Genomic DNA, 11,991 nt, shown 5'->3' with positions numbered 1-11,991 from the left:
ACCTCTATATTTATTTACGATAATATCCAAGTCATGATATACACGGTGGGCATACACTACATACTCAATATTTTGAAGTTCCACACCTTTTTTTACAATTTCATAGCTTCTATTTACATCGCGTTTTATTTTTTCATTCTTTATTTCCATGTGTATATTTTTTAAAGATTGTTCTTGCTGTTGAAACCATTGCTTAAATTGATTCCAATCCCCGTCTGTATAATTCTCTGCTTTACCGTAATTTAAGAAATTATTATAGCTTTCATGTGTCATTCGAATAAAATTTAGCACTTTTGTCTCTTCTTGCACATCTTCTATTTGAGCTATTGTATTTACCTCAGCAGGCTTATTCGCATAATGTAACAGCACTTTCATAAGACTATAGCTTGCAATGATCATCACGATAATAATCCCGAATACACTTAACAATTTCTTCATATACAGAACTCCTTCTCTACTAAAAATATTACAATGTATGACTATACTTGTAACTTTCTCTCGTAGAAATATAATTCCTGTATAAATTCTTCCTATCATTTCGACAATATTTTTCTATACATTTCTCGTTGGCAAATGTTCTTGTAAAACAATATATCCTTCATAAGCTGTGTAACCGAGTATAGCCATTAATCCGATATAACAAGCAAATACTGTCCATTTCGTTTTCGCATCCACTTTATAATAGTTTTCTTGTTGTTCCTTTTCTGTTTTCCATTCATTTAATTTTCTTTCTGACGCTTCAAATGCTTCCCTTATGTGAATTGTATACTCATCTTTTTCATCTTCATATGGAACATAATCTAACGGTTCGAACTTCGGTAAAAGATACTCTAACACTTCCATTTTTTGAAGTTCACCTATTTGTAACTCTTTTTCCCGTTCTCTTTGTCTTAATGCATTCATCTCATGATGCATCACGTATATAGTCCGATGTACAGCACCCGTTTCTTTTAATTCCTCTTCAAGCCTAGTAACATATTCTTTCATCCCATCAATTTTATGCCCTAATTCCTTAATCGGCTCATCTCTCTTTATTACTCTATATAACTCCATACAACCGATAATAACAATAAATCCTCCCAAAATACTTTTAAAGTAAATTGAATAGCCAAGTAATAAAATAAGGCCTGCTCCCCAAATTTTAGTACTGACAACTGAAATAATTCGCCCACCATCTAGCGGCGAAACGGGAATTAAATTAAAGAAATTAATCATACTTCCAAGCAAAATAACAAGCGCCCAAAATGGCTCTTTCGTCATTATATAAAGCGGTATCGCTGGTAAAAATGACAGAAGTCCGAAAAACGGACCCATATAGGCAATGTAAGCTTCATCTTTCGCATTTTTCGGCATCTCTTTCATTCCAATAAGGGCCCCCATAAATGGAATAAAGATTGCTGGCGATGTTGGGATCCCCTTTCTTTTCGCAGCCCATAAATGGCCCATTTCATGAACAAACAACAAATAAATGAGCGCCACTCCAAATTTCCAACCATATAGAACTGCGTATGCGCCAAGCGATAGAAACATACTAAATACCGTTGAAAACTTTGCTAATTTAAAAATTGCAAATACCCACTTTAACTTAGACAGTAAAAATAGACCTATCGCAACAATAATTCCCCATAATCCTTTTTTATTATTTTTCATATTCCTCTCCTTTATCTCTCATTAATGAATCATATCATTCATCAAAGCTTGTTCTTTTCTCTATTATGACATATTTTTTTCTATTGTTAGAAATAATGTTTATATAATCCATTTTCAGCCAAAAATATAAATAAAAGGAGGTGTACACAAATGAATTTACAATCTCTTATAATAGGTGCTCTATCGTTTTTAGCTTCAACTCTTATTTTTTATACCGTTAGTTACGTATTATTATTAGATTTGTTGCCCAATCACGTATTTATTGCCCTTGTCATCCTTTCCGCTCTTATGATTTCTTTTCTTATTACACGAAAATCAATGAATGAGCCATCTACAAAAGCAAAGTAATAGAGAGGGGTGCTTTCCCCTCTCTATTATCATTTCCTAGGAAAGGTCATATAGATTTGACGAGTTTACATTCATTCCAATCCGTAAGGGCTAATTAAAGTCTCACTTTATCTTTGAAAATTCATTTTTTCACCATAATCTTTAACAATCTGAATTATATTTTGAAACACACCTATTTTTTCTTTTTCACTGTTTAATATTTTCAAATCATAATTTTCGTAATATGTTTCTAATGATTTTAATTGTGATTCTGAAGCGCTTTTTATCGGAACAGTAGCATGTAATTCATATTGCTTATACCCTTCCTTTACTTTTTCACCTAAAATCATTTCACTCTCTTTTGCTCCAATTAATTTTTGAACTTTTTCTGGAAAATTGAGTTGCAAATAATATTCTTGCTCCTTCACTAACTTATTGTATAGTGATTGTGAAATCGTATACCGTACCGTATAATTCACGTTTTGATCGCCTGTTTTAATATGAAACGCGGTAATCTGCAAATCTTTTTTTGTTACTTCCGTTAAAGGGCTTACCTGCATCTCATCTTCTTTTTGTTCTGAGACATTTGGAAATATATCCAAAAGCTTTTCCGTATCTTTTTCATTCAACATATACATAGCTTTCTTATATTGCACCCATCCTCGTCTATCTTCTCCCCTTAACCATGCATAATAAGTTTCTTTTTTCCCATCTCTACTAATTTGTATTTCATATTCAGGTTCACCGAAGCTTCCTGTTATTTCTTGTTTCTCAGCTTTATTCAAAATGTCTATTACTAACTTCGCTTCTGATTCCTGCAACTTTTTCTCTTTATGTTTTTTTTGTATAACGGTTACCCCTATTGTTTCTTTCACTTCATTCACCGTCTCTTCTACTTTTTTTGTTTCTTTTTTCGGCTCAACTTGACCACAAGCTGCTAGTAACATAACAAACAACAACACCAATACATATTTCCCTTTCAAATTAATCCTCCTCTTACGATAAGAAATCCTTATAATCTTCATACACAAAACAAAAACGTGACATCCTATTAAATACGCTATACTAATCATTGAAAGGAGGTCTTTATCATGTCCATTAATTTTCATGATGAAAATAATAAGTACACATATGCAACAAGAAACGCTCATATTTCTTGGGCTGAAATGGTAAAAAACATTACAGAAATACAAAACAAGCAAATAATTGATATCGGCTGTGGTGGTGGGATTTATACGAAAGAACTCGCTCTTATGGGAGCCAAAAATGTTGTGGGACTTGATTTTTCAAAAGAAATATTACAAGCTGCAAAAGAAAATTGTAACAACTTTTCAAACATTTCATTCATCCACGGTGATGCACATAATATCCCATACCCTAATGAAACATTCGACATAGTTATTTCGCGTGCAGTTATTCATCATTTACAAGACATTCCTACATTTTTACGTGAAGCTTCTCGTATATTAAATAAAAACGGTTTACTTATTTTACAAGATCGAACAATTGAAGATTGTACAATTCCAGGAAGTCCCGAACACATTCGCGGATATTTTTTCTCTCTATTTCCAAAACTTATTGAAATAGAGTCAAAAAGACGTCCAAAAACCAACACTATACAGACAGAATTACAAAAACATTCTCTTCATGTACTTCCCGCACAAACACAATGGGAAATACGAAAAATACATGATTCTGTAGAAGCATTATTGCAAGATTTATCTCCTCGAACAGGTCGATCTATTCTATATGAGTTAACAGATGATGAACTTTCTCAACTTCTACAACATATACAGACCGCATTACAAAACGTCTCTCCTATTATTGAAAGAGATCGATGGACAATTTGGAGCGCCATGAAGTTGTAAGGAAGGAAGCCTCACAAAATAATGTGAGGCTTCCTTTCTTTCATAATCTAATTTTGCAACACTCTTGATATCCTCCACTTCTGGCCTGTGCACTTCCACACTTCGGACATACTAAATATCTAGACTGATTTGTCAACAAACTACCTTTTTGAAAGAGTAAAACTTCTGCTTGTTTAAACGAACGCGAATAATATAACCACATAAAACCAATTATAGCAATAATGCCAAATAATACTCCCATCGCAAGCATTTCAGTCACCTCTTTTGGTTTGTTCTTTCCAGCAAGTGGATTGTTGTATTATTCTCTATAAATTCAAACAATCCCTTCTTCACTCCTATAAATATCAATTTTCTCTATAAAATTTACAATTCTCCGCAAATTTTCACTACCATTTTACAATTCATCATTTCCTTTACAACAACGAATATCACTTTCGATATTTCCGTATATAAATATATCTTTCAAAAAACATATTGACTTTCTAAAAAAAACATGCAACAATACTGTCAGAATACTTGAATAAAAATTCATTGACGAGAACGAGTACGTTATAGAACTGTTCCCCAGAGAGTTGGCGATTTGCTGAAAGCCAACGTTCAGCGCGTAACCGAAAATCATCTCCGAGAAGTAGAACCGAATGTTACAGTAAGTTCTTACCGGCCGTCCCCCGTTACAAGGAACACGTATCATGTTGTACGTTGCAAAGCCGTATACATATAGATTTATTTCTACATGTGTAAATTAGGGTGGTATCGCGGGTAAATATAACTCGTCCCTTTCTTTAGGGACGAGTTTTTTGTGTTCTTACAAATGAATAAAAAAGGAGGAAAAACAATGAACACTGTATCAAAAAAACATATTTTTTTCACGGGTCTTATGCTATTTTCTTTATTTTTTGGGGCAGGTAATTTAATTTTCCCTCCCATGCTTGGCCAAAATGCAGGTGAAAACTTTTGGCCAGCAATGATTGGATTTTTACTAACAGGAGTTGGCTTACCACTACTAACTGTTATCGCAATTTCTCTATCTGGAAATGGAATGCAGCAACTTGCAAGTCATGTTCATCCATTATTCGGAATTTTCTTTACAGTAATTGTATACATTGCTATCGGTCCATCTATGGGCATCCCACGTGTTGCAAATGTCGCTTATGAAATGGGGGTTAGTTCTTTCTTACCAGAAACAATCCGCTCTAGCAGCCTAGTGCTATTTGTATATACAATCATCTTCTTTACTATCGTATTTTGGCTGAGTTTGAATCCATCTAAACTTGTTGATCGTATTGGAAATGTATTAACACCTATTTTATTACTCTCTATTTTCTTATTGTTTGTTAAAAGTGTATTTACACCACTTGGGCAATCAGGACCAGCAATGCAAGAGTATCAAACTTCTCCAATCTTCAAAGGCTTTATGGAAGGCTACTTAACAATGGACACTATTTCAGCACTTGCATTCGGAATTATCGTTGTAAATGCAATTCGCTCTAAAGGTGTGAATGATCGTAAGTCCATTGCCATCGCCACAGCAAAAGCAGGGCTTATTGCCGCTACAGGGCTCGTACTTGTATACGGTGCACTCGGCTGGCTTGGGGCAACTAGCGTCTCGCTCGGATATGCAAAAAATGGCGGACAGCTACTTACTGTTATCGTACAACAATTATTCGGTCCATACGGTTTGCTCCTATTATCTCTTATCGTTACACTCGCTTGTTTAACGACATGCGTTGGACTCGTATCTGCGTGCAGCCAATATTTTTCAACATTATTGACTACATTTTCATACAAAACGTTCGCGAGTATCATTTGCGCATTAGGATTACTAGTTGCCAACTTAGGTTTAACGAAAATTATCGCAATCTCTGTTCCAATTCTACTTGTTGTGTATCCAATTGCGATTGTACTCGTACTACTATCATTACTTCATAAATACTTCGGTGGATATCGCTCTGTTTATGTAGGTGCTTTAATTGGAGCAGCTGTAGTGAGCGTATTTGATGGATTAAAACAAGGTGGTATTTCAGTTTCATTTATCACACCATATTTTGAATTTATCCCTTTATATAATGAAGGAATCGGCTGGCTAATACCAGCATTAGTAGGAGCTCTTATTGGTCTTGCAATGGCTAAGTTAAGCGGTACGAAAAAAGTTCCATTAGTAACCGAATCTCACGAAGTAAAAGCCTCCTAAAAAAAACTCCCAAAAGGGAGTTTTTTTACATTTGATACGCAGTATGATTAAAACTGCTTATTTTATAAGCCTTCGTATAATATTCAATATTCGTATCAACTGTTTCTACCTTGACAACATCATAGTGCTCTTCTTGCTTTACTAAAAATAAATAGTATTCCTCTGTAGCCTCAATAATCGCAATTTTATCTGTTTCAACATTATATTGTTCACAAAGCGCTTGTAATGCGTTCACATAATCCCCTAATTTTTTAGACTTATCCATTCCGAATATAGTTTGAACTAACATATACATTCTCCCCTTTATATGTACTGTTAACACCTCAATGATAACGCTTACATTATTTATCGTCAATAAAAACATTCAATAGTTTTAACGCCAAATCTATATTGTATCGAGCCAATAATCAGCGAGGAATTCCCCGCCAATTAAAGTTTCACTTTATCCCGCATTAACTGCCCGTAAAAGCCCGATTGGTGAGGGCTGATAATCAGTGGGGGAGGAACAACCTCCCCACTGATTAAAGTTTCACTTTATCACTTCGTTAATTGATGCCTAAATGCATAAATAACCGCCTGAGTACGGTCACTTACATTCAATTTATTTAATATATTACTCACATGTGTCTTTACCGTTTTCAGTGCAATAAATAACTCGTCCGCAATCTCTTGATTACTTTTTCCCTCTGCGATTAATAACAAAATCTCAAACTCTCTTTCCGTTAAATCATCATGCAAAGGTTGCTCTTTCTTTTGACGCATACGGGACATCATTTTCCCGGTAACTTTCGGCTCTAATACTGTTTCTCCATCATAAGTAGCTCGTACAGCATCAGCAATATCACTTGCTCTTGATGTTTTTAATAAGTAACTGGTCGCCCCAGCCTCAATAACAGGATACAATTTTTCGTCATCTAAAAAGCTTGTTACAACTACAATTTTTGCTTCTGGCCATTCTTGAATAATAGCACGTGTTGCTTCGACACCATCCATCTCATCCATAACAAGGTCCATTAAAATAATATCCGGCCTTAATTGCAATGCTAATTCTGATCCTTTTCTTCCATTCTCAGCTTCCCCTACTACTTCAATATCTGGCTGTGTCGATAAATATGCCGATACACCCATACGAACCATTTCATGATCATCGACAAGCAATACTTTTATCATACTTCTCCCCCTCTCTCCATCATAATCGGTACTTTTACTTCTATTTGTGTACCTTTGGTCGGGAAACTAAGTACCTTAAGTGTCCCACCAATTTCATGAACACGCTCTTGCATCGATCTTAGGCCATATGAACCAGCCTTATTAACCCCTACTTCAAACCCAACGCCGTCATCAATGATTTTTAAAATCGCATATTGATCAATTTTTCGAAGGCGCACTTCTGTTTTCTTTGCCTTCGCGTGTCGCAACGTGTTTGATAGCGCTTCTTGCACAATACGGAATAAATGATCTTCTACACCTTTTTTTAATTCTATTGGCTCAATAAGCCATTCAATTTTCATATGTTGTTTTCGCGATAATTCCGTTAATAATTCCTCTATACCTTCTGTCAGTTTCTTACCTTCCAATTGTACAGGACGTAAATGAAGGAGCAATGCTCTCATTTCTGATTGAGCATTTACAACCATATTTTCAACAAGTTGCAATTGTTTTTTTGTCACATCTGGAAATTCAGTTATTTGTTCATTAATCGCTGACATCATCATCGACATTGCGAAAAGCTGCTGACTTACTGAATCATGCAACTCCCTTGCTAAACGATGCCTTTCTTGAGAAATCGCTTCTTGTCTCATCTCTTCATTCCAATGAGCTCGTTCATTCGTTACTTTTTGAAAGAGTCCAGCTTGCTCCTCTAATCGACGAGCCAGAACGATTACTTTTCGTTCCACTTCATGAAATTCATCATCTGCAGTAAACGAAACATCGCTCGGAAAATTCCCTCGCTCTACTTCAAATAGAAAAGTATTTAATCCTTGTATACGCTGCTCTATATAATAACCGATTGCATATCCTACAATTCCCCCGATAAGTAAACTTGTAGTCATAATAAACAAGCCAATTGGAACAGAAGCGATGGATTCCTTCCATAATAAATCATACACTTGTTGCTCGCTTTTCCATACATATACAATTGTACAAATGAGTGCGATACTAACAGAGGACAACATAGAATAACGAATATACATCCACGAAATATTTTTTTGTTTCTTCATTATACTTTCCTCACTTCCGTGTCGCCTACGACAAGCGAAGAAATAATTTTAATACGTCGAGGAGCCTCTTTATACTGCTCTGTTCTAAATGTAACATTGCGGTTAAACCCTGTCTCTTCATGACCTGGCAAGAGCACACGTCCGACAATAACAGAATGATTTAAAGAAAGTTCAATATCATACGGCACATATAAACGGATATTACCAACGACACCCCGAATAACAATTACCGTTTCCCCTTCTGGAATCATAGCAGTTGTTAAATCTATTTCCACATCACAAGCACCATATTGAACATTAATATCCTCAAGTTCATAAATATGATCCATCATTCGCACATTGCCTACAAACATATTTTTCAAATATGTTTCTGTACGATATATTTGCTTCTCTTCGTCTATAATCCCTTTTTCTTTAATTTCAACCTTCATTGCTTTTTGCTGATGCCCTTGTTGAATCAATTGATAACCAATTAAAGCTAAACAAGCAAATACGACAAGAACAAATGCTGCTGATGAAAATAAGAAAAATAAAAATACGATACCACCAACAAATAAAAATACATTTCCCCGTACATAACGATTCTTTTTACGATAATGCCTTCCAAACATAAGCATAATAAATGCAAAAATGAGACCACCTGGTTCAAAATGTCCAAGTATCATATCAAGAAAAAGACCGAATCCAAATATGATGAGGAGCATCCCCATTAATTGTGTCTTTGAAAAATGTTTCTTCATTTCAGCTCCCCCCTTCTTGTCACATATACATAGAAGAAAAGGCATTGCTTTCCAACACCTTTTCTCCTATCACTATATCATAAGCCTGTTTTATAATATACTACTATTATTTTGTTAACTCTTTCGTTAACGATACATCATTCTTTTCTTTCATTTCACGCTCAAGTTTTGCAATTTTCATATCAAATGTATCACGCTCATGCTCTTCATTCATACGAGTTTCTAAGTCACGAATGTGATCTTCAATTTCTTCAAATCGTAAGAACGGATTATTTTCATCCATTTTATGCATCGCAGTATTCATACGACGATTTGCATGTGCCATATTTTCACGTGCCATTAGTTCCATACGCTTTGCGTGCATTTCTTTTAATTTATTTTTCATTTCAGAAAGACGACGCTCTAACTCATCAATTTGCTCTACAACACCTGCATACATTTCTTCTAATCGAGTTACTTGACCTTCATAATAAGCTACCTCTTCTAACGCACGTTCGTGCAATTGCAATTCGCCTGCTTCTTGAGCAATGATAGCTTGCTTTGATCTTTTATTAACGAAATAACGTGCTTGCTCAAGCTCACGAGCAAAGTTAGATTTTAATGTTTTATGACGCTCAATTAACTTCTCAATTTTTGTTATTTCACGCTCACTATCACGTAAATATTGGTTTAACATCGCAATTGGATTTTTTCTTTCCTTCTCATCTAACACGTTATGAAAATCAGCTAAAATTGCATCGCGTACACGTCCGAATAAAGATTGTTTCATTATAAATCTTCCTCTCTTCTACTTTTTTTATAATTTGATTTATTGTTTTAGTTTTTCATTAATTTGTTCCACTCATCTTCAAAGTTGCTATATGGTTTAGAACTTTCTGGAGCAGATTCAACAACTACATCTTTTTCTTTTTTCCACTCACGGTATCCGTAGTATAAAACCACTAAAGCAGCGATACCGATTAATGCTGGCGAATGAGAAAGTGCAATGGATAAACCGATTAAACCAACAATCCCCCAAGCTAACTTTCCAAAAAATGATTTAGCTCGCACAAATGATTTATAGCTCCAATATACAACTCCTGCTCCGATTGCAAATCCTACAATACCAGCAAGACTACCAAGAGCAATTAAAGCCAAAATACCGGCTGCGATAAACGCTAGAAATTGTTTCATCTTGTGCTTGCCTCCCTTCGATTTGATACTCTTATCTTAACTATTTTTTCATCTTTCCATAACGAGCTTAAGAACCGTTTTTAACTCAGACTTAAGACCGAGTCATATTCAGCCCTTTACGCAAAAAAACGTGCAGAGTCTATCCTCTGCACGTTTTTTAATTACTAACATTCATATTAAATTAAGCTGTTTTATGATACTCTTTTTTCTCAGCTACTTTCGAAAACCTTGGAAACCCAATTAAAATAGAAGCAATCCCACATACTCCAACTAAGATTGGATAAAATGCATATGGCAACAATTCAACCGGAGATAACGCTGCAAATCCTGCTGCCGTTAACATTTGGGCACCGTACGGAATTAATCCTTGCACACAACATGAGAAAAGATCTAATACACTCGCTGATTTACGAGGGTCTATTTCATATTGATCTGCAATATTTTTTGCAAGCGGGCCTGTAAAGATAATTGAAATCGTATTATTCGCTGTACACATATTCGTCATACTCACTAAACCAGCAATACCAAATTCCGCTCCTTTTTTCGAACGAATATTACGTGTTAATATATTCATTAAATATTGAATACCACCATTATATTGGATTAATTCAACCATACCGCCAATTAATATAGCAAGTAATACTAACTCCATCATACCGCCCATTCCAGTCGTTACACTTTTAAAGAAACTTTCTAACGTGTAACTTCCATCTATAAGACCGATAACACCAGATAGTACAGTTCCACCAGTTAATACAATAAGTACATTCCAGCCAAGTAGCGCTGTAATCAGTACTCCTGCGTACGGTAAAATCTTTATCCAATCAAAGCTATGTGCTTTAATCTGCGTGTCACTCCCTGAAGTAACTATTACTAATAGTACAATTGTAATAATAGCTGCTGGTAACACAATTAAAAAGTTCGTTTTAAACTTATCTTTCATTTCTGTTCCTTGTGAACGAACAGCTGCGATTGTTGTATCTGAAATAAATGATAAATTATCACCAAACATCGCTCCGCCAACAACAGTAGCCATTGCAAGCGCAATTGAGATATCAGTTTGACCACTAATACCTACAGCAATCGGCGCTAATGCTGCAATTGTTCCCATTGAAGTTCCCATCGCTAATGAAATAAATGCACCAATAACAAAGATTCCAGCTACGATAAATCCTGGCGGTAAAATAGTTAACGCTAAATTAACAGTTGAGTCTACTCCACCCATTCCTTTAGCAGTTTCAGAAAATGCACCTGCAAGCACAAAAATTAATACCATAATCATAATATCCGGATTTCCTGCACCTTTAGCGAACCGCTCTACTTTCACATTAAAACTTTCTTTACGATTCATCACTAAAGCGACTCCTACAGCAATTGAAATCGCTACAAGTATCGGCAATTTATAGAAATCACCTGTAATAATCCCAGAACCAATAAATAGCGCCAAAAATATCCCAAGTGGTAATAAAGCTAAACCATTTCCTCTCGTTTCTTTCAAAGTACCATCTCTCCCTAGTTTCAACCTTTTTCTAATGAATAACAAAAGACCTCTTCCGATGAGAAGAGGTCTTATACATCTATAAGAAACGCTCTTCTCATCTTTCAAGCACACGCTTGCTGGATTTGGCACAGCACTCTGAAATCGAGTCCGCTGCCGAGGCATCGTAGGGCCAGTCCCTCCGCCTCTCTTTATAAGAAGGTTTCATATTTATTTTTTAATAATAATTTCTTCCCTAACTTTACTCGCTTACAAAACAAAAGTCAATTATTTTTTGTATAGATTTTTTTGGTAATTATACAAAAATTTGAATACAACAATC

General features: G+C 35.2%; 14 protein-coding genes, 1 riboswitch and 1 other annotated feature. Of the genes, 3 read left to right on the top strand and 11 right to left on the bottom strand.

Features of this window, described 5'->3' with window-relative positions; all coding sequences use genetic code 11:
* Positions 1 to 438: hypothetical protein (locus ACQGS6_RS15920; RefSeq protein WP_426965295.1), on the bottom strand; the 438-nt coding region annotated here is incomplete at its 3' end.
* Between the two features lie 114 nt (positions 439 to 552).
* The gene (locus ACQGS6_RS15915) at positions 553 to 1,650 is read right to left on the bottom strand and encodes a site-2 protease family protein (protein ID WP_000794488.1); all 1,098 of its coding nucleotides are present in this window, start codon (positions 1,648 to 1,650) and stop codon (positions 553 to 555) included.
* A 150-nt stretch (positions 1,651 to 1,800) separates the two neighbouring features.
* Between ACQGS6_RS15915 and ACQGS6_RS15910 the strand changes: the two genes are divergently transcribed.
* On the top strand, positions 1,801 to 1,998 hold the full coding sequence (locus ACQGS6_RS15910; RefSeq protein ID WP_001053357.1) for a hypothetical protein: 198 nt from the start codon (positions 1,801 to 1,803) through the stop codon (positions 1,996 to 1,998).
* A 107-nt stretch (positions 1,999 to 2,105) separates the two neighbouring features.
* Here the strand turns inward: ACQGS6_RS15910 and ACQGS6_RS15905 are convergent, their stop codons facing one another.
* A complete protein-coding gene (locus ACQGS6_RS15905) occupies positions 2,106 to 2,960 on the bottom strand; it encodes a hypothetical protein (RefSeq protein ID WP_000677063.1) in 855 nt (284 codons plus the stop codon).
* Between the two features lie 108 nt (positions 2,961 to 3,068).
* Here ACQGS6_RS15905 and ACQGS6_RS15900 point away from each other — a divergent pair, with 108 nt between their 5' ends.
* Positions 3,069 to 3,845 (top strand): class I SAM-dependent methyltransferase, encoded by a 777-nt coding sequence (locus ACQGS6_RS15900; RefSeq protein ID WP_000026279.1) that lies wholly within the window; start codon positions 3,069 to 3,071, stop codon positions 3,843 to 3,845.
* A 40-nt stretch (positions 3,846 to 3,885) separates the two neighbouring features.
* On the opposite strand, the gene ACQGS6_RS15895 is transcribed toward ACQGS6_RS15900, so the two are convergent.
* Entirely contained in the window at positions 3,886 to 4,095 is a 210-nt protein-coding gene (locus tag ACQGS6_RS15895; RefSeq protein WP_000880630.1) for a hypothetical protein, read from the bottom strand.
* A 272-nt stretch (positions 4,096 to 4,367) separates the two neighbouring features.
* Positions 4,368 to 4,626 (top strand) — a binding site (T-box leader).
* Between the two features lie 54 nt (positions 4,627 to 4,680).
* Between ACQGS6_RS15895 and brnQ3 the strand changes: the two genes are divergently transcribed.
* A complete protein-coding gene (gene brnQ3 / locus ACQGS6_RS15890; protein ID WP_001099143.1) occupies positions 4,681 to 6,036 on the top strand; it encodes a branched-chain amino acid transport system II carrier protein BrnQ3 in 1,356 nt (451 codons plus the stop codon).
* 25 nt (positions 6,037 to 6,061) lie between these two features.
* Here brnQ3 and ACQGS6_RS15885 read toward each other — a convergent pair whose 3' ends face one another.
* The 7 genes from ACQGS6_RS15885 to ACQGS6_RS15855 all read right to left on the bottom strand — a co-directional run bounded on the left by ACQGS6_RS15885 (position 6,062) and on the right by ACQGS6_RS15855 (position 11,669).
* Complete coding sequence (locus ACQGS6_RS15885) at positions 6,062 to 6,400, bottom strand: DUF3922 domain-containing protein (RefSeq protein ID WP_002061028.1); 339 nt, start codon at positions 6,398 to 6,400, stop codon at positions 6,062 to 6,064.
* Between the two features lie 173 nt (positions 6,401 to 6,573).
* Positions 6,574 to 7,206 (bottom strand): response regulator, encoded by a 633-nt coding sequence (locus ACQGS6_RS15880; RefSeq protein WP_000598707.1) that lies wholly within the window; start codon positions 7,204 to 7,206, stop codon positions 6,574 to 6,576.
* Positions 7,203 to 8,258 (bottom strand): histidine kinase, encoded by a 1,056-nt coding sequence (locus ACQGS6_RS15875; RefSeq protein ID WP_426965294.1) that lies wholly within the window; start codon positions 8,256 to 8,258, stop codon positions 7,203 to 7,205. Before ACQGS6_RS15875 ends, ACQGS6_RS15880 begins: the two co-directional genes overlap by 4 nt.
* Positions 8,258 to 8,998 carry a cell wall-active antibiotics response protein LiaF gene (liaF, locus tag ACQGS6_RS15870; RefSeq protein ID WP_000716095.1) on the bottom strand — a complete coding sequence of 247 codons (741 nt, stop codon included), beginning with the start codon at positions 8,996 to 8,998 and terminating at the stop codon, positions 8,258 to 8,260. The genes ACQGS6_RS15875 and liaF overlap by 1 nt, the downstream gene beginning before the upstream one ends.
* A gap of 106 nt (positions 8,999 to 9,104) precedes the next feature.
* Positions 9,105 to 9,767, bottom strand: coding sequence for a PspA/IM30 family protein (locus ACQGS6_RS15865; RefSeq protein ID WP_000814127.1), 663 nt, complete (start codon positions 9,765 to 9,767; stop codon positions 9,105 to 9,107).
* A 47-nt stretch (positions 9,768 to 9,814) separates the two neighbouring features.
* The gene (locus ACQGS6_RS15860; protein WP_000808640.1) at positions 9,815 to 10,171 is read right to left on the bottom strand and encodes a hypothetical protein; all 357 of its coding nucleotides are present in this window, start codon (positions 10,169 to 10,171) and stop codon (positions 9,815 to 9,817) included.
* Positions 10,172 to 10,352: 181 nt separating this feature from the next.
* On the bottom strand, positions 10,353 to 11,669 hold the full coding sequence (locus tag ACQGS6_RS15855; protein ID WP_000665492.1) for a Na+/H+ antiporter NhaC family protein: 1,317 nt from the start codon (positions 11,667 to 11,669) through the stop codon (positions 10,353 to 10,355).
* Positions 11,670 to 11,763: 94 nt separating this feature from the next.
* A riboswitch (SAM riboswitch) is annotated at positions 11,764 to 11,869 on the bottom strand.
* Positions 11,870 to 11,991: the final 122 nt, after the last annotated feature.

It is taken from the genome of Bacillus sp. GMs2/2, from assembly GCF_050172095.1.
In the GTDB taxonomy this organism is placed as follows: domain Bacteria; phylum Bacillota; class Bacilli; order Bacillales; family Bacillaceae_G; genus Bacillus_A; species Bacillus_A cereus.
Note: the sequence above shows the minus strand (reverse complement) of the source record. Positions and strands in the feature narration are given on the sequence as shown.